Raw genomic sequence first — 24301 nt, 5'->3', positions numbered from 1 at the left:
GGGCGTGAGTGAGAGCGAACAGCGCGTCGTCGGGCGTGTGGTCATTGTCGGTGCCGGACTTGCAGGCTTACGCACAGCCGAGGAATTGCGTCGTGCGGGTTTCGAGGGCGACGTTGTGCTCGTCGGAAACGAGGAGCATCTGCCTTACGATCGGCCGCCGTTGTCGAAGGAAGTGATGCGCGGTGAGAAGGACGACACGACGCTCAAGCCGAGAGAGTTCTTCGACGACAAGGGGATCGAGCTTCGTCTCGGTGCTCAGGCGTCCGGCGTCGACGTAGACACGAAGTCGGTTCTGTTTGCCGATGGCACCGAACTTTCCTACGACCAGCTGATCATTGCGACGGGCCTCGAGCCGCGGCGCATCGCAAGCTTCGGCGATCTCGGTGGCCTCCATGTGCTGCGCTCACTCGACGATTCGCTCGCGCTGCGCTCGGAGCTGGCAACCGGTAAGCGCGCGCTGATCGTCGGAGCAGGATTCATCGGATGCGAACTTGCCGCGAGCTTCCGTGCAGCAGGTGTGGAAGTGGTGCTCGTCGAACCACAGCCGACGCCGTTGGCGTCCGTGCTCGGCGAGGAGATCGGCGGCCTGGTTGCGCGCCTGCACCGTGACGAGGGTGTGGACCTTCGCTGTGGGGTCGGAGTCGAGGCGCTCGAAGCCGGCGACACCGGTCGGGTCGGCAGCGTTGTGCTCAGCGACGGCACCGTCGTGGACGTCGATCTGGTGGTGGTCGGTGTCGGGTCGGTGCCGGTAACTGGGTGGCTCGCGGAGTCGAAGATCGCTTTGGCCGAACCTGCGGACGGTGGCGGCGTGCTCGCCGACGAGGTGGGTCGCACCGAGTCCGACGGCGTTTGGGCGGTCGGCGATGTCGCGGCCTGGCGCCACAGCACCGGCGACCACAAGCGGGTCGAGCACTGGTCCAACGCAGGCGATCAAGCGAAAGCGCTCGCGAAGGCTTTGGTCGGCGCGCAGTCGGGTCCTGCTGCGGTGCCCTACTTCTGGAGCGATCAGTACGACATCAAGATTCAGGCGCTTGGTACGCCTTCAGCTCAGGACACCGTGCATGTTGTGGAAGACGACGGGCGCAAGTTTCTTGCGTACTACTCCCGTGACGGCAAGCTGACCGGCGTCGTCGGTGGTGGCATGGCTGCGAAGGTGATGAAGGCACGTGCCAAGATCACCGCCGCCGCACCGATCGAGGAGATGCTCGGTTCGTGATCGTCGCGTTGATCGATTCCGGTCTCGGCCTGCTGCCGACAGCTGCCCGGCTGCGTAAGTTGCGGCCCGAACTCGATCTGCTGCTGTCCATGGATCCCGCGGGCGCGCCATGGGGTCCGAAACCCGAGTCGTGGGTTGCCGATCGTGTTGTCGCCGCGGCCGAGGTTGCCGTTGCGAATGGTGCGGAAGTCGTTGTGCTCCCGTGTAATACGGCGACGGTGACGTCCGTCGATGCGGTCCGCGCACAGCTTGGTGCCGCGATACCGGTGATCGGAACGGTCCCCGCGATCAAACCAGCGGCGGCGGTGTGCACGTCCTTTGCGGTGTGGGCGACGGCGGCGACAACTGCGAGTCGGTATCAAGCCGATCTGATCGATCGATTCGGGAACGGCGCAGAGGTTTTCGCCGTTGCGTGCCACGGATTGGCCGACGCGATCGATCGTGGCGATGTCGACAGCGCACGGTCCGCCGTCGCCGCCGCCGCAGCGCTGACACCTCGTCACGTGCAGGGTGTCGTACTCGGTTGTACGCACTACCCCCTTGTCATCGACGAGATCGCGGCCAGTCTCGCGCCGACAGTTCGGCTGTTCGACAGTGCGGATGCGGTTGCTGCACAAACTCTTCGACGGATCGATGCGCTCGGTCGGCCGTCGTCCGGGGGCGGTACGGTTCGTGTGCTCGTCAACGGCGAGCCAGGTGAATTGCCCGCTGCCGCAGCGGCGTTCGACTACGGTCGCGAGCTGTCGCAGTCATGATCGCTGCCGACGTCGTCGCGGCGTTGGCCGCAGTGTCGGATCCGCTCGATGCGGTCCATTTGCAGCGGTTCTTCAAGACTGGCCCTGGCGAATACGGCGAGGGTGATGTCTTCGTCGGAGTCCGTGTTCCCGCAACTCGGAAAGTGGTCAAGTCGTTCGCGGATCTGCCCCTCGACGAAGTCGACGTTCTGCTCGACAGCGACGTTCACGAGCATCGACTAGCTGGTCTGCTGATCTTGAACGCGCAGTTCGCGGCCGCATCGAAACCGCGGACCTTCGACGTCGAGAAGCAGGAGCGCGTCGTGGATCGCTATCTCGGCGCAATCGCCCGCCGACGCGTCAACAACTGGGATCTGGTCGACTCCTCGGCTGAGAACATATTGGGCCCATGGCTTTTCGATCGTCGCCGCGATCTGTTGTTCTCGTTCGCTCGCAGCGCTGATCTGTGGGAGCGCAGGATTGCACTCCTGACGACGTTCGAGTTCATCAAGAGGGGTGACCCGTCGACGACGTTCGAACTTGCCGAACTACTACTGCCAGATCGCGCGGACCTGATCCAGAAGGCGCTCGGCTGGATGCTGCGCGAGGTCGGTAAGAAGGTCGACGGAGCGCTGTTGATGTCGTTTCTCGAGCAGCATGCGTCAGCGATGGGCAGGACGGCATTGAGTTATGCCACAGAACATTTGGAACCGGAAACCCGTAGGGCGCTCCGCGCCTCGTGAGTCCTTTAGGAGGGTGGGACCTCCGGAAGGACTCACGAGCCGCGGTGGGGCGAGCGAAGCGACGGGGGTATGTCGTAGCCGCCTAAAACTCGATTTTGACGTAATCGGAGACCGGGTGCGACTGGCAGCCGAGGACGTAGCCGTTTTCGATGTCTTCCGGATCGAGGATCTCGGCATTGTCCATCTCGACCTTGCCTTCCAGCACCGTGCAGGCGCACGAACCGCACTCGCCCTCTTGGCACGAGTACGGAACGTCGATGCCTTTGGCCAACATGATGTCGACGAGGGTCTGCTTGCGCGGCCAGCTCAGCTTGTGGACCTCGCCGTCGAGTTCGACGTCGACCGTGGCTGCGTCGGCTGCGTCCTCGTCGGAAAGCTCGACGGGTGTCGAATCTGTAAATGGGTCGCCGGCAAGGGAATTGAACACCTCGGAGCGCACGTGACTGCGCGGAACGCCCAGATCGTCGAGGGCACGATGCACCGCGTCCATGAACAATCCGGGACCGCACATAAACGCCTGGTAGGACAGGTAGGGCGCCGCGGCAAGTGCGAGCTGCGGGACCGACGGCAGCCCGTTGAGGCTGACGAGCCAGTGGGTGACCAGCAGCCGATCCGGGTACTGAGCTGCCAGCTCGCGTAGCTCTGCTGCGAAGATGACCGAAGCCTCGTCCTGGTTTGCATACAGCAGCACGACCTTGCCCGTGCCTTGTGACAGTGCGGATTTCAGGATCGAGATGACCGGTGTGATGCCACTGCCCGCAGCGAGCAGCAGCAGGTCGTCGTCGAGATTCTTCGGCGTGAAGTGACCGGACGGTGGCAGGACCTCGACGGTGTCTCCGACCGCGAGGTTGTCGCAGACCCAGTTGGAGCCGTAACCCTCGAGCGTGCGTTTGACGGTGACCTTCGGTCGGTCGTCGGTGAAGGGGGAGCTGGCAAGGGAATAGCAGCGTGCAACGGATCCGGTGCGATCGCTCGGGATCCGTAGGGTCAAGAACTGTCCGGGCTTGTAGACGAAGCGATCGCGGAGTTCGTCGGGGACAGCGAATTCGATCGAACGGGCATCGGGCGTCTCGTCGATCACTCCGGAGACGGTCAGTAATACCGATCGAGAGCCGTGTGGCACGTCGTCAACGCTGGTCATCTCTGACGAACTCCTCTCCGCTTGGTTCTTCGAGCAAGGATCAAAAAGTAGAACGTGTTCTAGTATCGATGCTACTGGGACGGCTACTGGCGAACAAGTTGCGCTTCCAGGCCGCTGATCACAGTCTCTATCCCGAACTGGTAGACGTACTTGCCGTTCAGATCTGCCATGTGCTTGGTCGCCCTCGCCAGTGACTCCGGCAGCTGGTCCGGCATGTCCGCCGGGTTCGCCTTGCCGACGCGACGACGGCCGAACAGGTAGGTATGGATCGTTGCGTAGGCGGCAAGCACATTTCGTGCCGAGAAGCCGGCGTCGAACAGGATCGCCATCACCGCATCGATGAGATCGAGTTGTTTGCGCAGCATCTGCTCGAGCAGTACATCGCCGAGCCCTGGGTGCTTGCGCAGTTTCTCGTCGATCTGGTCGATGAGTTCGCGCAACCGCTCCTGCCAGGTTCCGGAGCCGATGTCGGGAACGTGAATGCCGGCAAGTGCGGCCGACGCAACCAAGTCGAGCAGGCCGCTCTTGTCGGCAACGTAGTAGTACGGGGCCATCGGAGACACGCCGAGTTCGCGGGACAGACGTCGCATCGAGAGCTTCTCGACGCCATCGACCCGGACGACCCGCAGCGCAGCCTCGACGATTTCGGCCTCCGACAGCGAACCCGTTCCCGAGCCCGCCGGGCGGGCGGACCGGTCGGCGCCGTAACCCTCCGGGGACTCGGCTGCTGCTCGGGGTTGATTCATCGCTGGGTCGGCTCCGCTTGTCGATCTGGGCTGGTCGGACAATCCTGGCAAGTCTAGTGCCCCGCTAGTCGGCGTCCGTTCGTGTCTGCGCCACCAGGCCCGCGAGGCCGGAATCGAGGAGCCTGCAGCCGCGGGCCAGTAGGTCGGGCAATGCGAGGGAGTCGTCGCCCAGCCACTGTTCGTAGGCGGCGAGGGCGATGCCGAGCATCATCCATCCCGCCGTTCGCGGACCGTGGTCGTCGGGTTTGCTGTCGGTGCTCACGGCAACGTACTCGGCGACGACGTTGCGCCAGCCCTCGTACATTACGAGCGAATACGCCTGCAGCGCAGGCGCTGTGAGGATGAGTTCCATCCGCTTGCGATGCTTCTCGGCCTGATCCGGCGGGAAGGTGTTGAACTCGAGCAGTGCCATCGTGAGTCGTTCGGCGAGGGGTAGGTCGGGGGAGAGTCCGGACAGGTGGGCACGCATGTCGTCGAGGTGGACGTCGAAGTCGCCCCATGGAACCGCGTTCTTCGATGCGAAGTAGCGGAAGAACGTGCGTCGCGCTATTCCTGCTGCTGCGGCGATGTCGTCGATGCTCGTTTCGTCGAAGCCGTGTGTGACGAACAGTTCGATCGCGGTCGCGCTGATCGAATCCTTGGTCGTCGATGGTCGCCGACCGACTTTTGTGGACTGATCGACGTGTGGTCGCACTGTGCTCCTTCGGTCTTCCAACTTGGGTCTTCCATTTATGCACTCGATGCCATTACAGTGTGATCGACATCTCAAAACCGCTTCGAGGAGGCCGTCATGTCCGATCATCCCGCAGATGCCGTCGAGTCCGACGTTGTAGAGGAAACCCTTGTCGAAGAAGTGTCGATCGACGGCATGTGCGGCGTCTACTGAGCTCCGGCGAAAAGTAGTCGGGTAGTAGTCCCGTGACGAGCCTCGACCTCGATGCCCGGTGGCAGCTGCATCCACAGGTATCGCTGCGGCCGGAACCGTTCGGCGCGTTGCTGTATCACTTCGGCACGCGCAAACTGTCGTTCCTCAAGAACAAGACGATCGTCGAGATCGTGACCAGCCTGCCGGCGCATCCGGATGTGCGCTCTGCGCTCGCCGCTGCCGGCATCGACGCCGATACGGCACCGGCCTACGCGAAAGCGCTCGGCACACTTGCCGATTCGCACATGATCGTGCCGACGACCGCCGCAGCAGACGAGAGAGTTGACCCCCGATGACCGCAGCCACAGCACCCGGCCGATTGGTCGACCAGTTCGAACGCGGACTGGACGCTCCGATCTGTCTGACGTGGGAACTGACCTACGCCTGCAACCTCTCGTGTGTGCACTGCCTGTCCTCGTCGGGCCGGCGTGATCCGCGCGAACTCAGCACCGAGCAAGCCAAGGCCGTGATCGACGAACTCGAGCGGATGCAGGTGTTCTACGTGAACATCGGCGGCGGCGAACCTACGGTCCGAGCGGACTTCTGGGAGCTGGTCGACTACGCGACCGCTCACAGTGTCGGCGTGAAGTTCTCGACCAACGGCGTCAAGATCGACAAGTCCGTCGCGGCTCGCCTCGCTGCCAGCGACTACGTGGACGTCCAGATCTCCATCGACGGCGCCACCGCCGAGGTCAACGACGCGGTCCGGGGTCCGGGCTCGTTCGCGATGGCCGTACGCGCTTTGGAGAACCTTGCCGAGGCGGGCTTTTCCGACGCGAAGATCTCGGTGGTCGTGACGCGGCACAACGTTTCCCAGCTCGACGAGTTCAAAGCACTCGCCGCCAAGTACGGTGCAACACTGCGCATTACCCGCCTGCGGCCGTCGGGCCGAGGGGCCGACGTATGGGACGACCTGCATCCGACCCACGCGCAGCAGCGCGAACTCTACGACTGGCTCGTCCGTAACGGCGAAGGCGTGCTGACCGGAGATTCTTTCTTCCACCTGTCGGCGTTCGGTGATGCGCTGCCGGGGCTGAACCTCTGTGGCGCAGGCAGAGTGGTGTGTCTCATCGATCCAGTCGGTGACGTCTATGCCTGCCCGTTCGCGATCCACGAACAGTTCCTTGCAGGAAACGTGCTGTCCGACGGTGGTTTTCGTGAGGTATGGCAGCACTCGAAACTCTTCGCGGAGTTGCGCGAACCCACCACAGGTGGTGCGTGCAGCAAGTGCAATCACTACGACTCCTGCCGCGGCGGGTGTATGGCCGCCAAGTTCTTCACCGGACTTCCGATGGACGGACCAGACCCGGAATGTGTCGAGGGCTACGGCGAGTCGGCACTGACGGCAGCTCGTACCGTGCCGAAGTCGCACGTGGACCACTCCCGCACCGGCAACCGCCGCGCCCCGCGCGCACCGGTGCCCCTGACCCTGATGGTGACGCCACCTGCCCGTGCCTGCGACGAAAATCCCCTCTCCGGAATGCGATCGAAAGAGTCTGTCTGATGGCGCGCAATCCATGGTTCGAAACCGTCGCCGAGGCGCAGCGGCGCGCCAAGAAGCGACTTCCGAAGTCGGTCTACGGCGCCCTGATCGCTGGGTCGGAGCAGGGACTTACGCTCGACGACAACAGTGCTGCCTTCCGCGAACTCGGTTTCGCGCCGCACGTCGCAGGACTGTCGGCCAAGCGTGAGATGTCGACCACGGTTATGGGACAACCCATTTCGATGCCGGTGATCATCTCGCCGACCGGCGTGCAGGCTGTGCACCCCGACGGTGAGGTAGCTGTGGCTCGTGCGGCCGCCGCGCGTGGAACGGCGATGGGGCTCAGTTCCTTCGCGAGCAAGCCGATCGAAGATGTGATCGCGGCAAACCCGCAGACCTTCTTCCAGATGTACTGGGCGGGCAGTCGCGACGACATACTCGCTCGTATGGAACGTGGCCGTGCCGCCGGCGCCACGGGTTTGATCGTCACCCTCGATTGGTCGTTCTCGCACGGCCGTGATTGGGGTTCCCCGGTGATCCCCGAGAAGATGGATCTTCGTGCAATGCTGCGGTTCGCGCCGGAGGCGTTGTCGCGGCCGAGGTGGTTGACCGAATTCGCCAAGACCGGTCGCATCCCGGATCTCACGACACCGAACTTCGTCCTCCCCGGTCAGGTTCCGCCGACGTTTTTCGGCGCCTACGGGGAATGGATGCAGACCCCGCCGCCCTCGTGGGAGGACGTCGCATGGATGCGTGAGGCGTGGGGCGGTCCTTTTATGCTCAAGGGGATCATGCGCCTCGATGACGCGAAACGTGCTGTCGATGCCGGTGTTACGGCGATCTCGGTGTCCAACCACGGTGGGAACAATCTCGATGGCACACCTGCGCCGATCCGGGCATTGCCTGCGGTGGCCGAAGCGGTGGGCGAGCAGATCGAGGTCGTGCTCGACGGTGGCATCCGGCGCGGCAGTGACGTCGTCAAAGCTGTTGCCCTCGGTGCGCGCGCTGTGATGATCGGCCGGGCATACCTGTGGGGTCTGTCGGCCAACGGCCAAGCGGGTGTCGAGAACGTGCTCGACATTCTGCGCAGCGGCATCGACTCCGCGCTCCTCGGTCTCGGCCACTCCTCGATCGCGGACCTGAGTCCCGCAGATCTCGTCATCAAGCCTGGTTTCGAACGCGTGCTCGGCGCGTAACCCCCCCAACCGACATTCGACGAAGGATCTTTCGATATGGGTCAGCTCGAAGGCAGAGTCGCTTTCATCACCGGTGCTGCTCGTGGGCAAGGTCGCAATCATGCGATCCGACTGGCGCGCGAAGGGGCCGACATCATCGCGGTCGACGTGTGCGCAGCCGTGTCCAGCGACAATGGCTACATTCCAGCTACCGCCGAGGATCTGGCCGAAACACGCAATCTGATCGAAGCGGAGGGTCGCAAAGCTCTGGTCGCCGAGGCGGACGTCCGGGACAGCTCGGCGTTGCAGGCGGTCGTCGATCGTGGGGTCGAGCAGTTCGGCAGGCTCGACATCGTGATCGCGAACGCGGGCATCTGTAACTGGTCACGCTTCTGGGAGATGCCGGACGAGCAATGGTCGACGCTGCTCGACATCAACCTCACCGGCGTGTGGAAGACGTTGAAGGCAACGGTGCCGGCGATGATCGCGGCGGGCAACGGTGGCTCGATCATCACCGTCAGCTCGGTGGCCGGACTCAAGGCGCTACCCGCCCAGGCGCACTATTCTGCTGCCAAGCACGGCGTCGTCGGCCTGACCAAAAGTGCCGCAATCGAATTGGGCGAATTCAAGATTCGTGTGAACTCGATCCACCCCTACGGCGTCGACACGCCGATGGGCAACGACGCCAACGCGCTTGCGGTGTTCCGAAACTATCCGCGCTACCTCGCGAGCTTCGGTTCGATACTCACCGACAGTCCGCTCGCGGCGCCCGACGACGTGTCGGATGCGGTGCTCTGGCTCGCGAGCGACGCATCGAGGACTGTGACTGGTAGCCAGCTCGCGCTCGATATGGGCGCAACGAAGGTCTGACTCGTATCAGCGGTATTTGTCCGCAAGATAGGCCTCGAACGTGCTGCGCCCGTAGGTCGGTCCTTCCACGAGATTGACACCGGCGTCGTAGGCCGCAAAAAGCTTGCCGGGCAACCGAAGACCGACGGCCGGTCGCTTGCCTCCGGTCGCCGCCCGCCATGCACCGTGCAGATCTTTCATCGTCCGTTGGGTGGGTCCGCCGATGTCGGGTACACGGCCGAGCGGCGGGCCGACGGCCAACTCGGCCAACTTTGCCCCGACCTCCTCGACGGCGATCGGCTGGAGCCGGATAGCCGGGGCAACGACCACCGGCAGGAACCGCTGGGACGAGAACATCGAATCGACGAGCGAATGGAACTGCGTCGCACGCTGCAGTGTCAGTGGGATACCCGATGCGTGCATGATCTCTTCGATTCGAACGCGCTGTTTGTAGAACGACAGGGGTATTTCGTCGATCCCGACGATCGAAACAACCACCAGGTGAGTAACTTTCGCTCGGACAGCAGCGGCAGCCAGGTGCTCTGCAATCAGAAGATCCTTCTTGCCGTTGGTCGTCGCGAGGTGCACGACCGTATCGATACCCACCAGTGCCTCGTCGACGCCGTGGCCTGTTAGCAGGTCTGCGGCAACTGCGTCGGCGCCGCCGCGTCGGGTGAGGCCGCGCGCGTCATGGCCCGCGGCGGTCAGAGCCGCCAGCGTCGGCTTACCAAGTTGGCCGGTCGAGCCTGTCACGAGAAAACGCTTGGTTGTCGCATTCGTCGGCACGGGTGTTCTCGTTTCTCGTAGGGGGCGTGCAGGGTCGAGGCTAGCGTCGTTCACGATCTGTCGAAACCTCACGATCCTGGCCAGCATCAGCCGATGAATCGCCGAACCCATACTGCAACTTTTGCTTTCGGTCTGGCCATCGTGCTCGCGGTCGCCCGCCGATTCGGTGGGCTTGCGTGAACTTAGTAACCAGTTATGGTGGTTACTATGGATCGCCGGCCGAGCGTTTCGATGCGCTCATCGGAGGGAATGCCCTTCTCGGTGGTGACCGGAGCGCTGTGGCTCGACCTCGTCTACACCGGCGGAGAGGGTGACCGGTCGTGTTGGGAGGCGTTGCATACGCCTACCGACGTGGCTGCCTGGGCGCACTCGAGTGGCGTCGTGTCCGACCCGAGTGCGGTGCGGATCGACGAAGCCGACCTGCGTGCTGCGCATCGGTTACGAGAGACGTTGTGGGACATGGCCAATAGACTGGCCGATGGAAAGCTCCCGACCTCTGACGCAGTAGCGCACCTGAACGCTGTTGCGCAACGAGCGGACCCGGTACCGCAGCTGGTGCTGCGGTCGGGTGTGCTCGAGTTGGACCGAGGTCGCAACGCCGATGGAGCTCAGGTGCTCTCCGCTATCGCGAGAGATGCGATCGCACTGTTGAGCGGACCCCATGCGGATCGGGTCAAGCGTTGTGCCGCAACAGATTGTGCGCTGCTGTTCGTCGACACCTCCCGTCCGGGTGCGCGACGCTGGTGCGCCATGTCCCGTTGCGGCAACCGCGACAAGGCCCGGACAAGAAGACGATTCGAGAAGGGGTAGGCCATGGCAGAAGTATCGGTACCTGTCGGCAAGACCGAGGGTGCGGGCTGGGAGATCGGAGTCTCCAAGACGCTCGGATTCGGCGTCGACGAGGTGTGGTCGGTGCTGCGCAAACAGCAGCGCAAGCATTGGCAGGCCGCCATGGAACGTCTGGAACTCGCCATAGCAAATAGCCTGCAAACCTGTGTTCGATGACGTCGCTGTGAGCAATCTCGGCAGCAGTGTGTGGTCCGACCGCCGCAATGGAACCGACACCTTGGCCGTTCCTGTCGGGTCCGTCGAACAGCACGGACCACACCTGCCACTGGATACGGACACGACCATCGCGGTCGCCGTCGCCGCACAACTGACCGGAACCGTGCTCGCACCGGCTATCGCCTACGGGGCAAGCGGCGAGCACGAAGACTTTCCCGGCACCGTATCGATCGGCGCGGCTGCGCTCGAATCGGTGCTCATCGAGTACGGCAGATCGAGTTGCCGATGGGCCGCTCGTGTCCTCTTCGTCAACGGACACGGCGGCAATGCGCAGTCGATCGCTAATGCGGTGCGGCAGTTACGTTTCGAAGCCCGTGATGTAGTTTGGCTGCCCTGCGCGGTCCCCGGCGGAGACGCCCACGCCGGCAGGACCGAGACGTCGTTGCTGCTGCACATCGCGCCGGACCGAGTTCGGCTCCACCGTGCGGAACCTGGCAATACGGATCCGATGGCGCAGCTGCTGCCGACGCTGCGTGCCGAAGGCGTTCGTGCCTGCTCGCCCAACGGCGTGCTCGGTGACCCAACCGGAGCAAATGCGCACGAGGGTGAGCAGTTGCTCGCAGCAATGGTGGTGCGGTCGAATTCCGCCGTAGCACGATGGAAACCCGATTCGGACGGCATGTTGACCTGAAAACAGGCCACCTTGACCGTTTCGTTATCTGCTGAGCAATGTTAATTTCCCGCACAGTGACACGGCATGGGCAAATCCGCATACCATCGCCTGATGCGCCAAGGTCGACTACCCGACGGTTTTGGGGTGCGTATCGATCCAAAAGTGCGTACCTACCGTGATGGTCGGGTACTCATCGGTGGCTCACCGACCAGGATGTTGAAACTTGCGCCGTCCGCCGCCGCGATGATCGGTGACGGGTTCCTCGAAGTGACGGATCCTCAGACTGCTGTCGTCGCTCGCAGGCTGCTCGATTCCGGGGTTGCCAATCCGCGTCCGAGGTTGCTTCCGTCGACCGACGACGTCACCGTCATAGTTCCGCTCCGCAACAACGTCGGCGGACTCGACCGACTGTTGGCGGCACTGCGGGGCCACCACGTGATCGTCGTCGACGACGGTTCCGATGTGCCGGTGCAGGTGCCGCAGGCAGGGGAGTGCCGCTGCAGTGTATCGGTCATTCGCCACGAGGTCGCGCGTGGACCCGCGGCAGCGAGAAACGCCGGAATGCGTGCAGCTACAACTGAATTCGTAGCATTTCTCGACTCCGATGTCGTCCCTCGCAAGGGCTGGCTCGAAGTGATGCTCGGTCATTTCAGCGACCCCGAGGTTGCGTTGGTAGCGCCGAGAATTGTCGCGCTCGACCCCGAATCCAACGAGCTGGCGCGCTACGAGCACAGTCGATCGTCGCTCGATCTCGGGCGTCAGGAATCCGCCGTCCGCGCGCGCAGCCAGGTTTCCTATGTTCCGTCGGCCGCGATGCTCGCCAGGCGCAGCGTTCTGCTGGACGAGGGTGGCTTCGACGAAACGATGCATGTAGCCGAGGACGTAGACCTGTGCTGGCGGCTCGAGCAAGCTGGATGGCGACTCCGGTACGAACCTGCCGCACAGGTCGCGCACGACCACCGAGTGTCGTTCGGTCAGTGGTTCGGTCGCAAGATGTTCTACGGGACCGGCGCAGCACCGCTCGCGGCCCGGCACACCGGCAAGGTGTCGCCCCTGTCGATATCCAAGTGGACAGTCGCGGCGATCGCGTTGCTCGCAACACTGACCCGTCTCGGCTTGTTCGGCGCCCTCGTGTCGCTCTCGGTGGCGATGTTCCGATTGCGAAAGGTCTTCGACGATCTCGATCAGCCGACGCGGGTCGCGGCCATCTTCGTCGCGCGCGGCTTCGTTGCGGGGCTGTGGCAAATTGCGTCGGCCATGTTCCGGCACTACTGGCCGATCACTCTGCTGGCGATCATCTTCTCGAGGCGAATACGACAAGTCGCGTTGGCACTCGCTGTGTCGGAGGGTGTCGCAGATTGGTTGAAGCACAGGGAGACCGGCGGCCTCGACCCGGTCCGCTACATCGCGTTCAAGCGGCTCGACGACATCGCATACGGCACGGGGCTCTGGCAGGGTGCGATTCAGGCGCGGAGCATCGAGGCGTTGAAGCCGACTCTGGGTGACTGATCTGCTTCCCCATGAGGTCGATGTTGCGATCGTTGGCGCAGGCAGCGCCGGATGTGTGCTTGCCGCCAAATTGAGTGCGGCCGAGGGGCGTTCCGTCGCGCTACTCGAGTCGGGCCCTGGCTACAGCAGCGTGGCCGGCTGCCCCCCCGAGCTTCTCGATCCAGGCAGGCTGCCGGTAGGTCCGGGTGCGCCTTTCGTTCGCAGATATCGAGGTGAACTGCGGCCCAGTCAGGTGACGGAGATCGTACGTGGGCGTGCGCTCGGCGGCTCCGGCGCCGTCAACGGTTGTTACTTCATCCGTGGGACGTCGGCTGATTTCGAGGGTTGGCCGCAGGAGCTCTGGTCGTTCTCTCAGGTGCTGCCGTACTTCCGTGCGCTGGAAAACGATCAGGATTTCGGCGGCGAGTTTCACGGATCCTCGGGTCCGATTCCGGTACGACGTGACAGCGGCTACCGACTCACTCCGCTGAGCTCGGAGTTCTACACGGCGTGCCTCGACGCGGGGTTCGTCGACGAACCGGACAAGAACGCTCCGGCAGCGACAGCAGGTGTCGGCCCTGTGCCGTCGAATATCGGGGACGGTCGCCGAATCAGTACCGCCATCGGCTATCTGTTGCCGGTGCTGCACCGACCGAATCTCGCAGTCAACTCGAATACGACGGTGACACGGGTGCTGTTCGACGCCGACCGAGCAATCGGGATCGACGCCGTCGCCAACGGAATCGCGAGGCGGATCTTGGCTGGTCGAATTGTGTTGTGCGCAGGCGCAATCGAGACTGCCGCACTGCTGATGCGTTCGGGTATAGGCGATCCGGAGCAGCTGAGATCGGTTGGAGTGCCTGTCGTGACCGCGCTGCCCGGTGTCGGTGCCGGGTTCTTCGATCATCCGGAAGTGGGGATTCCGTATCGGCCGACTCGCGTAGGCGCCGTCGACGTGCCTGCGCTGCAGGTTGTGCTGAACACCGATGACGTCGAATTCAGGCCGTACACAGCACCTTTCGCAGAATTGGTGCCCGGAAGCGGTGATGTAGTGCAGCGCTTGGGTGTTGTGCTGATGCGACCGAGGTCGAGAGGGTCGGTTCGGCTGCAGGACTCCGATCCGCGGACCGATGTCAGTGTCGACTACCGGTACCTCGAGGGCGAGTCGGACAGGGCAGCAATGCACGACGCTGTTCTGACGGGACGTCGACTGCTCGACGACCTGATTCGACGGGGAGTTGTGGACGCGGTGTCACCCGATTATTCCGACGCTCGATTTCTCGAGCACCTCGGCACCTCGCAGCATCTCGGTGGTACCTGTCGCATGGGCCGCTCTGCCGCCGACGGTGCTGTCGTAGACGCGCGCTGCCAGGTGTTCGGAGTGACCGGATTGTCGGTGGTCGACGCGTCGATCATCCCGTCGCCGCTGCGCCGTGGACCGCATGCAACGATCGTGATGATGGCCGAGCGGGCTGCGGAACTTATTGTCCAAGAGCAATTTTGATACACAAGAAATTCGAAAGTGCTGCGAGAAAATCTATTTGGCGTATTTCTTCCTAAGAAACCCGCCAGACAACGTGATTCGCAATACCGTGTCAGTCCTCCGACGACCTCAGGCTGATTTCAGTGTGATGACGGTGATCTCGCTCGGCGCGAAGATTCGGAACGGCGGACCCCAGAAACCGGACCCACGGCTGGTGTAGAGCTGCGTACGGTCACCGTGCTTGCTCAAACCCGCAACCACTGGCTGATCGAGCCGGACCAGATAGCGGAACGGCCAGATCTGACCACCGTGCGTATGACCCGAAAGCTGAAGGTCCACACCGGCACTCACGGCTTGGGAAATCTGCTTGGGCTGATGGGCGAGCAGCAGAACGGGGTGTTGCGGATCGCTACCTGCAAGTGCCGCAGCGAGATTGGCGCCGTGCCCAGCGAGGCCGGAGGCGCGGGCAGTGGCGTCGTCGACGCCGGCGATCGTCAGTGTGGCATCCCCTCGGGTGACGACGAGGTGGCGATTGTGCAGGCTGTCCCAGCCGATGTCCTGCATGTAGTCGAGCCAGCCCTGCGCTTCGCTGAAGTATTCGTGATTTCCGGTGACGTAGACGCGAGCAAGTTTCGCGCGCATGGACGCGAGCGGTGCCGTCTGGTTGTCACGTTGCGACACGGTGCCGTCGGCGATATCTCCGACGTGGCAGAGGATGTCGGCGTCGAGACCGTTGACTGCGTCGGCCAAGCCGGCGGACCACTTGGCGCGGTTGATCGGTCCGTAGTGCGTGTCGGTGACAACTACGACGCGTGTGTTGTCGAGGTCGGCGCCGAGTCGCGGAACAGTGACGTCGACGTTTTTGATGCGCGGCACCCGCATTGCTTCGTAGTGGCCCCACGCCAGCAGGACTGCCACGACGACAACGACCGCGACCGCAACGATGCGTGACCGCGTCGGGTTGTCGACACCGGCCAGCACCAGGGCAAGCCGCGCGATATCGCCGATCACGCTCCACACGAACAGCACCCAGGCGACGCCGAGAAGCACGTCACCGGCAACGGCGGCGCGGTCCAGATGTCGACGCCCGTGCCCGAGCATCATCAAGATCGGTAGCGCGACAAGCGCTCCCGCGAACAACACGGTTCCAGCGACGGTGACCGGCGTCGGCCATTCCACAGACGAGTAGACCAGGGTCCACCACGGCACACCGAACAGCAGCGCCAATATTGCGAAGACGGGGATCAGGCGCAGCCACGCACGACGAGAGCGTCGCGGCGTCACAGCCTCGTCGACGATCGCAGCGGGGTCGGTATCGATGGTGTTGGAATCGGCAGGGGTCGAATCGGGCACGGCAGGGTCCTCCGCAGTCGGGTCGCTCCGCGACTCGTGAGTCTTTTCGGTGGTGGGGCCGTCCGAAAAGACGCACGAGGCCGCAGGCCCTTCACGTTACTTGTCGACGCGATACCAGACATGCAACGCACCTTCGCCCGCAATCGTGCGGACGGGCGTCAGACCGACGTGGGTGTCGAGGGTATCGAAGAGCGATAGACCCGCTCCGAGTAGTACGGGTGCGACGTGCAGTTGTACCTCGTCGATCAGGCTCGCGCGCAACATTTGTCTGACGATGTCGGCACCGCCGCCGACCGTTACGTAGCGATCACCGGCCTCTGCTGCGGCCGAAGTGAGGGCGGTCGCGGGGTCTGTGACGAATCGCATACGAGGATCGGCGACGGGTGATGCGGGCGGATTGTGTGTGATCACGAAATGCGGCACCTGGTAGGGCTCGTCGGCGACGTCGCCCGTGTTGTCGTCGGTGACGGCGTAAGCGTTGCGGCCGAGGACGATCGCGCCGGTGATCGCCTGAATCTCGTCGACGATCTCTTTGTCTTTCGGACCGTCCGAGAAGTACCAGTTGTACAGACCGGCGTCGCCGCCCTCCGGTGTGGAGATGTAGCCGTCGAGCGACACCGCCATATCGAGCAGAACTCCGCGCATGTCCGTCACCCTCTCCGTCGCCGTCCCGAACGTGATGTGGTTTCTCTCAGCACAGTGTCCGTTGCGGGTGCGGGCGTTACATCGTCTCGGTTGCTGTCGTGCAGAACCGAAGGAAGCGTTCGAGGTCGGCGGCGCTTTCTTGTGTCACCGGTAGGTAGTGCGCCGGCCGGATGCGGCGGTCGTGCCAGAACTGACCCGTGGGTGGTTCGGGTTGCGTCGCCGCCAACCAAACCGCGGTGTCGGCACCTTCGGCCGCGGTCCGCAGGATCGGACCCATGATGCGTTCGAAGGCGGGCAGCGAGTCGGCCACGCCTGGGGTGTCGGCCCAGCCGGGATGCATGCTGTGGACCGAGATATGTTGTTGTGCAAAGCGATCCGCGAGGTACGGGGTGATCGCGACCTGCATTCGTTTCGTGCGCGAGTAGGCGACCGCGCCCTTGTACGCACCGTGCCGAAACTCCGGGTCGTAGGCACGCAACTTTTGGGTGTACATCCCGCCGGACGATACGAAGATGACGCGAGCGCCACCTGCCGCGCACAGAACCGGTGCGAGCCGCTCGGTCAGAAGTACTGGACCGAGGACATGGGTTGCCAGGGCGACCTCGTGGCCCTCGCTCGTCTCCGTTCTGGTCGGCGGCATAAGGCCAGCGTTGTGCACGAGTACGTCGACACTGTCGAAGCGTGCCATCAGGTTGGCAGCGAAATTCGCGACGTCGGCAAGGTTGGAGATGTCGCATACTTCGACTCGAACATCGGCGCCCGGAACATTCGCAACGATGTCCTTGCGGGCCTGTTCGCCTCGTTGCGCGTTGCGAACCGCAAGCAGGACCGTCGCGCCCAGCCGAGCAAGTCCCTCGGCGGTCGACTTTCCGATGCCGGAATTCGCGCCGGTCACCATCGCGACTTTGCCGGCCAAGGCGGCGGGTGCCGGATCGTCGGTTGCCCAACTTTTGCGACGAACAACAAACCCGATTCGGGAGTAGCCGGGGACCACAGCGCGGTCCAACGCGGTGTCGAGCAAGCGGGACAGCCCGCGGGTTCGGCTCATGCATCTATTGTGCATCGATATCCTGTCGGTGTGGGGGTACCCGCGCAGTGGTGACACTGTCGAACGATGGGAGACAACTGATGGGCGAGCTTCGCGTACTTGTGACGGGGGCGACAGGGTACATCGGTGGCAGGCTGGCCCCGCTGTTGTTGGCCGAAGGTCATCGTGTGCGGGTCCTGGCCCGCTCACCCGAGAAATTGAACGACGTGCCGTGGGCGGACGACGTCGACATCGCGCGCGGCGATCTCAGCGACGCGGATTCACTGGTCGCCGCATTCGAGTCGATAGACGTCGTCTACTACCTCGTGCACTCGATGTCCTCCGGTGGCGAGTTCGTCGACGCCGAACGCATCGGCGCGGAGAACGTAGCCAAAGCGGCCGTCGCCGCCGGTGTCGGACGCATCGTCTACCTCGGTGGTCTGCACCCCGACGAGTCGGACCTGTCCCCACATCTGCGGTCCCGCACGCAGGTCGGTGAAATCTTGATCGGGTCGGGTGTCCCGACGATCGTGCTGCAGGCCGGAATCGTCATCGGATCCGGGTCGGCGTCGTTCGAAATGATGCGCCACCTGACGAACCGGCTTCCGGTGATGACAACCCCGAAGTGGGTGAACAACCTGATCCAGCCGATCGCGGTCAGGGATGTGCTGCACTACCTCGTCGAATCCGCACACGCGCCGATCGAAACCAGCAGGACCTACGACATCGGCGGCCCCGACGTGTTGCGCTACGCGGACATGATGAAGGGCTACGCGGAGGTCGCCGGTCTGCGGCGTCGGCGGATCATCGTTCTCCCTGTGCTCACACCTCGACTTGCGGGACTCTGGATCAGCTTCGTCACGCCGATTCCGAAAGCGATCGGCAGCGCGTTGATCGAGTCGATCGACAACGACGCTGTGATGAAAGAACACGACATCGATCAACTGATCTCCCGACCCGACGAAGGCCTGATTCCCTATCGCGAAGCTGTTCGTCTCGCCTTGCACAAGGTGGAAACCGGTGAGGTAGAGACGAATTGGGCGAGCGCCTCGTCGGCGGGTGCCCCGTCGGATCCGCTACCGTCCGATCCGGACTGGGCGGGCGAGATCGTCTTCACCGACGAGCGAGGCAAGGAATGCGAGGCGGACGCCGAGACGGTCTGGGCGGTGATCGAGAGTATCGGCGGCGAGAACGGCTGGTATTCGTTCCCGCTTGCGTGGTCGGTGCGTGGATGGCTCGATCGCGCGGCAGGCGGCGTCGGCCTCAAACGTGGGCGCCGAGATCCGAAGCGTCTGCACACCGGTGACGCGCTGGACTTCTGGCGGGTCGAGCACATCGAGCGTGGGACGCTGCTGCGACTGCGTGCGGAGATGCGTGCTCCCGGTGGAGCGTGGCTCGAATGGCGGGTCGAGTCGACCGGGCCCGGTCGTTCGCGGCTCGATCAGCGCGCAATCTTCCTTCCGCGTGGCATCGCGGGCAGGAGTTACTGGTATGCGCTCGTCCCGTTCCACGGGATCATCTTCAAAGGCATGGTCAACAACATCACAGGCGCAGCGATGCGGGCGAAAGAAGTGTAGGCAACGGAAGGTGCCCCCGTTCGGGGGTAGTCGAGTGTGAGTGGTGTCACTACCGTCGGACGGTATGAGCGCATTTTCGAATCATTCGACCCAGCCGAGCTACGCGTCGGGTCCGTCGACCAAGCCGCTGCTCGGCGACACCATCGGCGACAACTTCGATCGAACCGTCGAATCGTTCGGCGACCGTGACGCACTCGTCGATCGCGCGGCGGGTCGTCGCTGGACCTACCGAGAACTTGCTGCCGACGTCGACGCGCTTGCGCTCGGTCTGCTCGACGCTGGAATCGGCAAGGGCGACAGGGTCGGAATCTGGTCCCCCAACTGCGCCGAGTGGACGATCGTGCAGTACGCGACCGCAAAGATCGGCGCGATCCTCGTCAACATCAACCCGGCCTACCGCTCGCACGAATTGCAGTACGTGCTGAAGCAGGCGGGCATCGTGATGATCGTCGCCGCAGCGGAGTTCAAGACGTCGAACTACGTCGAGATGATCGACGAGGTACGTCCGAGCTGTCCCGACTTGTCGCGCGTGATTGTGATCGGTCGCGACGAGTGGGCAGCACTGTTGGCAGTCGGGAGTGCAGCGGAGCGCGACGCGCTGGCGAGGGCGCAGGCGCAGCTCTCGTCCGACGATCCGATCAACATTCAATATACCTCGGGGACAACGGGTTTCCCGAAGGGTGCGACGTTGAGTCACCACAACATCCTCAACAACGGCTACTTCGTCGGCGAGCTGTGCAACTACACCGAGGTCGATCGCATCTGCATTCCGGTGCCGTTCTATCACTGCTTCGGGATGGTCATGGGAAACCTCGCTGCGACGACTCACGGTGCGGCGATGGTGATCCCGGCCCCGGCGTTCGATCCGAAAGCGACCTTGGCTGCTGTCGAGGCAGAACGATGCACCTCGCTTTACGGTGTGCCGACGATGTTCATCGCAGAGCTGTCCGAACCCTCCTTCGACACCTTCGATCTGTCCAGTCTGCGAACCGGGATCATGGCAGGTTCACCGTGTCCGGTCGAGGTGATGAAGCAGGTCATCGAACGGATGGGAATGAGCGAGGTGTCCATCTGTTACGGCATGACCGAGACGTCGCCGGTGTCGACGCAGACCAGGGCCGACGACACGATCGACCAGCGGACCGCGACGGTCGGGCAGGTCGGCCCGCACCTGGAAATCAAGATCGTCGATCCAGCGACCGGATCGACGGTTCGACGTGGCGAAGCCGGCGAGCTGTGCACTCGCGGATACTCGGTGATGCTCGGCTACTGGAACGACGCCGACAAGACGGCCGATGCCATCGATGCGGCGCGGTGGATGCACACCGGCGACATCGGCACGATGGACGCCGACGGCTACGTGGCGATCACGGGCCGCATCAAGGACATGGTGATCCGTGGCGGCGAGAACGTCTACCCGCGGGAGATCGAGGAATTTTTGTACTCACATCCCGACATTCTCGATGCTCAGGTGATCGGCGTTCCCGACGAGAAGTACGGCGAAGAGCTGATGGCGTGGATTCGGATGAAGGACGGCGCGACACCACTTGACGTCGACGCGGTCAAAGCGTTTTGCACCGGCAAACTCGCGCATTACAAGATTCCGCGGTACGTCCACATCGTCGACGAATTTCCGATGACCGTCACAGGTAAGGTCCGCAAGATCGAAATGCGCGAACTGGCCGCGGAGTTGATCACCAGCGGTGGCTGACACGCCTCTCACGGAACATTGCCGGTGTGAGCCGCGTTACAGTAGAGAGCAACGACGGGAGACGCTCGCCTGATGACGACGCAGCCGACTGCGCACGCCAACCCTTGGATTGCACTGCACCCAGGGGATGATGTCGTGTCGCTCGCACGTCGAGTGTCGTCGGCGCATCAGTCGTTCGTCGACAGCGCCGGCGCAGACGGCGTGCGGACCGTTGTCCTCGATTCGTGGCAGCGCAGTCGCAGCAACGGTGTCGATCCGGATCGGTCGTCGGGCGTCTCGTCCTTGAGCGGTTCCGAGTTGGAGCAGTACCGGTCGACTCACCCGATGGCGTTGATCAGACCCGTGATTCGCAAGTTGCTCGTCGAGGACGCCGCCGACACCGGATTGCTCGTCGCGATCACCGATGCACACGGTCGGCTGCTGTGGGTCGAGGGCGACACCGCGGCGAAGGACAGAGCGGTCGGAATCAACTTCACCGAAGGTGCGGACTGGAGCGAGGACAGCGTCGGCACCAACGCTCCCGGTACCTCGATCGCGTTGGACCATTGCGTTCAGATCTTCGGTGCCGAGCATTTCAGTCGCACCGTGCACGACTGGAGTTGCTCCGCGGCACCCGTCCACGATCCGGTGAGTGGTCGGATACTCGGGGCGATCGACATCACGGGCGGTCCCCGTGTCGCGGTACCCGAAGTGCTGTCGCTGATCCGGGCGACCGTTGCCGCTGCCGAATCCGAACTGCGGTTCCATGTGCTCAACGCCTCTCCGCTCGACCGTCGCCCCCCGCGCCTCGAGGTGCTCGGTTCGCGTCCGGCACTTGTGCGTGCGGGTGAGCGAATTGCGTTGTCGCGCAGGCATGCCGAGATTCTGCTTCTACTGCTCGACCATCCGGAGGGGTTGGGCGCCGAGCACATCGCAATGCTGCTCGACGAAGGTGTGCTCGATCCCGTCACCATCCGTGCCGAAGTGTCTCGGCTGCGCAAGATCCTCGGATCCGACGTCCTCGGATCGCGACCGTACCGACTTCTTGCCGCGATGGACTCCGACATCGGCGACGTGCGAGCCGGCCTCGATCGAGGCGACGTCCGGTCTGCTGTTGCGCACTACGCCGGACCGGTGCTGCCGTCCTCGGATGCACCCGGGGTCTATCGGGTGCGCGAAGAACTCCGTGCGCGGGTGCAAGCCGCGCTGCTGCGTAGTGCCGACACAGACCTGCTCCGGCGGTGGACGTCGTCGGTCGACGGTCGCGAAGACCTGTCCGCCTGGACGGCGTACCTCGGTTCGCTCGATCCGCGATCGTCCCTGTATGCCCAGGTCAGAGCCCGAATTGCGCTGCTGGATCGCGAGTTGCGCGGGTAGGTCGGATTTACCCAACGTTGTTGCAACGTCGCGCTCGTAGTGTTCTGGATCACAGGAAGTTTATGTGATCTAACAAGGAGCCTCGATGACTGTTTTCGCCCGCCCAGGGACCGAAGATGCCCTCATGTCTTTCCAATCCCGCTACGACAACTGGATCGGTGGACAGTGGGTCGCGCCGGTCAAGGGTCAGTACTTCGAAAACCCGACTCCCGTCACCGGTGAGAACTTCTGTGAGGTCGCACGCTCGACAGCAGAAGACATCGAACTCGCACTCGATGCAGCGCATGCCGCGGCACCCGCATGGGGCAAGACGTCGGCAGCAGAACGCGCCGTCATCCTCAACAAGATCGCCGATCGGATCGAAGAAAACCTCGAGTCCATCGCGCTCGCCGAATCGTGGGACAACGGAAAGCCCATCCGCGAGACGCTCGCAGCCGACATCCCTCTCGCCATCGATCACTTCCGCTACTTCGCGGGAGCCATTCGGGCACAGGAAGGTTCGCTGTCCGAGATCGACGTGGACACAGTCGCCTACCACTTCCACGAGCCGCTCGGCGTTGTCGGGCAGATCATTCCGTGGAACTTCCCGATCCTCATGGCTGTATGGAAGCTCGCACCCGCTTTGGCTGCAGGCAACGCGATCGTGCTGAAGCCGGCCGAGCAGACTCCGGCCTCGATCCTGTACTTGATTTCCGTCATCGGCGATCTGCTGCCCGCCGGCGTGCTCAACATCGTCAACGGCTTCGGCACCGAGGCAGGTAAGCCGCTCGCTTCGAGCAACCGAATCGCGAAGATCGCGTTCACCGGCGAGACCACAACGGGTCGCCTGATCATGCAGTACGCCTCGCAGAACCTGATTCCGGTCACGCTGGAACTCGGTGGCAAGAGCCCCAACATCTTCTTCTCCGATGTGCTCTCCGCCAACGACGACTACCAGGACAAGGCGCTCGAAGGCTTCACGATGTTCGCCCTCAACCAGGGTGAGGTCTGCACCTGCCCGTCGCGTTCGCTGATCCAGTCCGACATCTACGACGAGTTCCTCGCACTGGCCGCCATCAGGACAAAGGCTGTGCGCCAAGGCAATCCGCTCGACTCCGAGACGATGATCGGTGCGCAGGCATCCAACGATCAGCTCGAGAAGATCCTCTCCTACATCGAGATCGGCAAGGGCGAAGGTGCCCAACTCGTCACCGGCGGCGAGCGCGCCCAGCTCGGCGGCGACCTCAACGGCGGGTACTACGTGCAGCCGACGATCTTCACCGGCCACAACAAGATGCGGATCTTCCAGGAAGAGATCTTCGGACCGGTTGTCTCCGTCGCCTCGTTCACCGATTACGACGACGCCATCTCCCAGGCCAACGACACCCTCTACGGCCTCGGTGCAGGCGTGTGGTCGCGTGACGGCGGCACCGCGTACCGCGCAGGCCGCGACATCAAGGCAGGCCGGGTGTGGACGAACACCTACCACCAGTACCCCGCGCACGCAGCCTTCGGTGGGTACAAGCAGTCCGGCATCGGACGTGAGAACCACAAGATGATGCTGGATCACTACCAGCAGACGAAGAACCTGCTCGTCAGCTACGCCCCGAAGGCAATGGGCTTCTTCTGATGAACAACTGCTTCGTTGTCACCGGGCCTCCGGGCAACCTCTGATGGTTGCCAGGCTCGTAGCTACCGCGGAGGCGACGGACCTATTGCGTCGCCTCCGCGGGATCCACGGTGGACTGATGATGCATCAGTCCGGCGGGTGCTGTGACGGGTCGTCGCCGATGTGCTACCCCGATGGGGAGTTCATCGTCGGCGACCGTGACGTGTTGCTCGGCGTCGTCGATCTGCGGCTCGAGGTCGGCGAAATTCCCAAGGATCTGCCCGACGGCGCAGATGCGATGGCGGTCTGGATCTCGGGTTCGCAGTTCGAGGCATGGAAACACACCCAGCTGATCCTGGATGCGGTGCCCGGTCGTGGCTCGGGCTTCAGCCTCGAAACGCCGGAGGGTATGCGATTTCTCAGCAGAGCACGCGCGTTCACGGCCGAGGAGAACGACATCCTCGCCGCAGAGCCGTTGTTCGTCGGCGTCGATTGGGAAGAAGGTAGGCGGCCACTCCCGCCCGACCAACCCCAGGTCGTCGCCGAAGCTTCCGAGGCCTGCCCGGTTCCCATTCGCCGCTGAATGCGGTGAAATAA

25 protein-coding genes are annotated in these 24301 nt (G+C 63.4%); 18 read left to right on the top strand and 7 right to left on the bottom strand.

Features of this window, described 5'->3' with window-relative positions:
- Positions 1–4 precede the first annotated feature (4 nt).
- Genes JGU71_RS07795 through JGU71_RS07785 form a run of 3 tightly spaced genes read left to right on the top strand, consistent with a single transcriptional unit; the run spans position 5 to position 2693 of the window.
- Entirely contained in the window at positions 5–1216 is a 1212-nt protein-coding gene (locus JGU71_RS07795; protein ID WP_307829548.1) for an NAD(P)/FAD-dependent oxidoreductase, read from the top strand.
- The gene (locus JGU71_RS07790; protein ID WP_199703432.1) at positions 1213–1971 is read left to right on the top strand and encodes a glutamate racemase; all 759 of its coding nucleotides are present in this window, start codon (positions 1213–1215) and stop codon (positions 1969–1971) included. Before JGU71_RS07795 ends, JGU71_RS07790 begins: the two co-directional genes overlap by 4 nt.
- Entirely contained in the window at positions 1968–2693 is a 726-nt protein-coding gene (locus JGU71_RS07785; protein ID WP_199703431.1) for a DNA alkylation repair protein, read from the top strand. Before JGU71_RS07790 ends, JGU71_RS07785 begins: the two co-directional genes overlap by 4 nt.
- Before the next feature lie 82 nt (positions 2694–2775).
- Here the strand turns inward: JGU71_RS07785 and JGU71_RS07780 are convergent, their stop codons facing one another.
- The 3 genes from JGU71_RS07780 to mftR form a co-directional block, all read right to left on the bottom strand.
- Positions 2776–3834, bottom strand: coding sequence for a ferredoxin--NADP reductase (locus tag JGU71_RS07780; RefSeq protein WP_199703430.1), 1059 nt, complete (start codon positions 3832–3834; stop codon positions 2776–2778).
- An 83-nt stretch (positions 3835–3917) separates the two neighbouring features.
- Positions 3918–4580: a mycofactocin system transcriptional regulator MftR2 gene (mftR2, locus tag JGU71_RS07775; RefSeq protein WP_199703429.1), complete on the bottom strand. Its 663-nt coding sequence runs from the start codon at positions 4578–4580 to the stop codon at positions 3918–3920.
- Positions 4581–4644: 64 nt separating this feature from the next.
- Positions 4645–5274: a mycofactocin system transcriptional regulator MftR gene (gene mftR, locus JGU71_RS07770; protein ID WP_307829547.1), complete on the bottom strand. Its 630-nt coding sequence runs from the start codon at positions 5272–5274 to the stop codon at positions 4645–4647.
- Between the two features lie 96 nt (positions 5275–5370).
- On the opposite strand from mftR, the gene mftA reads away from it, so the two are divergent.
- Genes mftA through JGU71_RS07745 form a run of 5 tightly spaced genes read left to right on the top strand, consistent with a single transcriptional unit; the run spans position 5371 to position 9033 of the window.
- Positions 5371–5466 (top strand): mycofactocin precursor MftA, encoded by a 96-nt coding sequence (mftA, locus tag JGU71_RS07765; RefSeq protein WP_199703427.1) that lies wholly within the window; start codon positions 5371–5373, stop codon positions 5464–5466.
- Between the two features lie 32 nt (positions 5467–5498).
- Complete coding sequence (gene mftB / locus JGU71_RS07760) at positions 5499–5801, top strand: mycofactocin biosynthesis chaperone MftB (RefSeq protein ID WP_199703426.1); 303 nt, start codon at positions 5499–5501, stop codon at positions 5799–5801.
- Positions 5798–7009 (top strand): mycofactocin radical SAM maturase, encoded by a 1212-nt coding sequence (gene mftC / locus JGU71_RS07755; protein WP_199703425.1) that lies wholly within the window; start codon positions 5798–5800, stop codon positions 7007–7009. Before mftB ends, mftC begins: the two co-directional genes overlap by 4 nt.
- On the top strand, positions 7009–8184 hold the full coding sequence (mftD, locus tag JGU71_RS07750; RefSeq protein ID WP_199703424.1) for a pre-mycofactocin synthase MftD: 1176 nt from the start codon (positions 7009–7011) through the stop codon (positions 8182–8184). Before mftC ends, mftD begins: the two co-directional genes overlap by 1 nt.
- 36 nt (positions 8185–8220) lie before the next feature.
- Positions 8221–9033 (top strand): mycofactocin-coupled SDR family oxidoreductase, encoded by an 813-nt coding sequence (locus tag JGU71_RS07745; RefSeq protein WP_199703423.1) that lies wholly within the window; start codon positions 8221–8223, stop codon positions 9031–9033.
- A gap of 6 nt (positions 9034–9039) precedes the next feature.
- On the opposite strand, the gene JGU71_RS07740 is transcribed toward JGU71_RS07745, so the two are convergent.
- On the bottom strand, positions 9040–9798 hold the full coding sequence (locus tag JGU71_RS07740; RefSeq protein WP_443623699.1) for an SDR family oxidoreductase: 759 nt from the start codon (positions 9796–9798) through the stop codon (positions 9040–9042).
- Positions 9799–10029: 231 nt separating this feature from the next.
- Here JGU71_RS07740 and JGU71_RS07735 point away from each other — a divergent pair, with 231 nt between their 5' ends.
- The 5 genes from JGU71_RS07735 to mftG all read left to right on the top strand — a co-directional run bounded on the left by JGU71_RS07735 (position 10030) and on the right by mftG (position 14468).
- Positions 10030–10608 (top strand): CGNR zinc finger domain-containing protein, encoded by a 579-nt coding sequence (locus JGU71_RS07735; RefSeq protein WP_199703422.1) that lies wholly within the window; start codon positions 10030–10032, stop codon positions 10606–10608.
- Between the two features lie 3 nt (positions 10609–10611).
- The gene (locus JGU71_RS07730) at positions 10612–10803 is read left to right on the top strand and encodes a hypothetical protein (protein ID WP_199703421.1); all 192 of its coding nucleotides are present in this window, start codon (positions 10612–10614) and stop codon (positions 10801–10803) included.
- Complete coding sequence (mftE, locus tag JGU71_RS07725) at positions 10793–11494, top strand: mycofactocin biosynthesis peptidyl-dipeptidase MftE (RefSeq protein ID WP_372433124.1); 702 nt, start codon at positions 10793–10795, stop codon at positions 11492–11494. Before JGU71_RS07730 ends, mftE begins: the two co-directional genes overlap by 11 nt.
- A 93-nt stretch (positions 11495–11587) precedes the next feature.
- Positions 11588–12985, top strand: a complete 1398-nt coding sequence (gene mftF / locus JGU71_RS07720; RefSeq protein ID WP_199703420.1) for a mycofactocin biosynthesis glycosyltransferase MftF — start codon at positions 11588–11590, stop codon at positions 12983–12985.
- Positions 12978–14468, top strand: coding sequence for a mycofactocin dehydrogenase MftG (mftG, locus tag JGU71_RS07715; RefSeq protein WP_307829545.1), 1491 nt, complete (start codon positions 12978–12980; stop codon positions 14466–14468). The genes mftF and mftG overlap by 8 nt, the downstream gene beginning before the upstream one ends.
- Before the next feature lie 108 nt (positions 14469–14576).
- Here mftG and JGU71_RS07710 read toward each other — a convergent pair whose 3' ends face one another.
- The 3 genes from JGU71_RS07710 to JGU71_RS07700 form a co-directional block, all read right to left on the bottom strand.
- On the bottom strand, positions 14577–15767 hold the full coding sequence (locus JGU71_RS07710) for a metallophosphoesterase (protein WP_199703636.1): 1191 nt from the start codon (positions 15765–15767) through the stop codon (positions 14577–14579).
- A gap of 129 nt (positions 15768–15896) precedes the next feature.
- On the bottom strand, positions 15897–16445 hold the full coding sequence (locus tag JGU71_RS07705) for a dihydrofolate reductase family protein (RefSeq protein WP_199703419.1): 549 nt from the start codon (positions 16443–16445) through the stop codon (positions 15897–15899).
- Positions 16446–16521: 76 nt separating this feature from the next.
- On the bottom strand, positions 16522–17493 hold the full coding sequence (locus JGU71_RS07700; RefSeq protein WP_199703418.1) for an SDR family NAD(P)-dependent oxidoreductase: 972 nt from the start codon (positions 17491–17493) through the stop codon (positions 16522–16524).
- 80 nt (positions 17494–17573) lie between these two features.
- Here JGU71_RS07700 and JGU71_RS07695 point away from each other — a divergent pair, with 80 nt between their 5' ends.
- The 5 genes from JGU71_RS07695 to JGU71_RS07675 all read left to right on the top strand — a co-directional run bounded on the left by JGU71_RS07695 (position 17574) and on the right by JGU71_RS07675 (position 24287).
- Positions 17574–19049 (top strand): SDR family oxidoreductase, encoded by a 1476-nt coding sequence (locus tag JGU71_RS07695; RefSeq protein WP_199703417.1) that lies wholly within the window; start codon positions 17574–17576, stop codon positions 19047–19049.
- A 64-nt stretch (positions 19050–19113) separates the two neighbouring features.
- Positions 19114–20760, top strand: coding sequence for an AMP-binding protein (locus JGU71_RS07690; protein ID WP_199703416.1), 1647 nt, complete (start codon positions 19114–19116; stop codon positions 20758–20760).
- 72 nt (positions 20761–20832) lie between these two features.
- Positions 20833–22116 (top strand): sigma-54-dependent transcriptional regulator family protein, encoded by a 1284-nt coding sequence (locus JGU71_RS07685; protein ID WP_199703415.1) that lies wholly within the window; start codon positions 20833–20835, stop codon positions 22114–22116.
- Between the two features lie 85 nt (positions 22117–22201).
- Positions 22202–23725, top strand: coding sequence for an aldehyde dehydrogenase (gene adh, locus JGU71_RS07680; protein WP_199703414.1), 1524 nt, complete (start codon positions 22202–22204; stop codon positions 23723–23725).
- A 43-nt stretch (positions 23726–23768) separates the two neighbouring features.
- The gene (locus JGU71_RS07675; protein WP_199703413.1) at positions 23769–24287 is read left to right on the top strand and encodes a DUF779 domain-containing protein; all 519 of its coding nucleotides are present in this window, start codon (positions 23769–23771) and stop codon (positions 24285–24287) included.
- Positions 24288–24301 lie beyond the last annotated feature (14 nt).

The organism is Antrihabitans stalagmiti (genome assembly GCF_016482825.1).
In the GTDB taxonomy this organism is placed as follows: domain Bacteria; phylum Actinomycetota; class Actinomycetes; order Mycobacteriales; family Mycobacteriaceae; genus Antrihabitans; species Antrihabitans stalagmiti.
The sequence above is the reverse complement of the archived record's forward strand: the minus strand, read 5'-3'. Positions and strand labels throughout refer to the sequence as shown.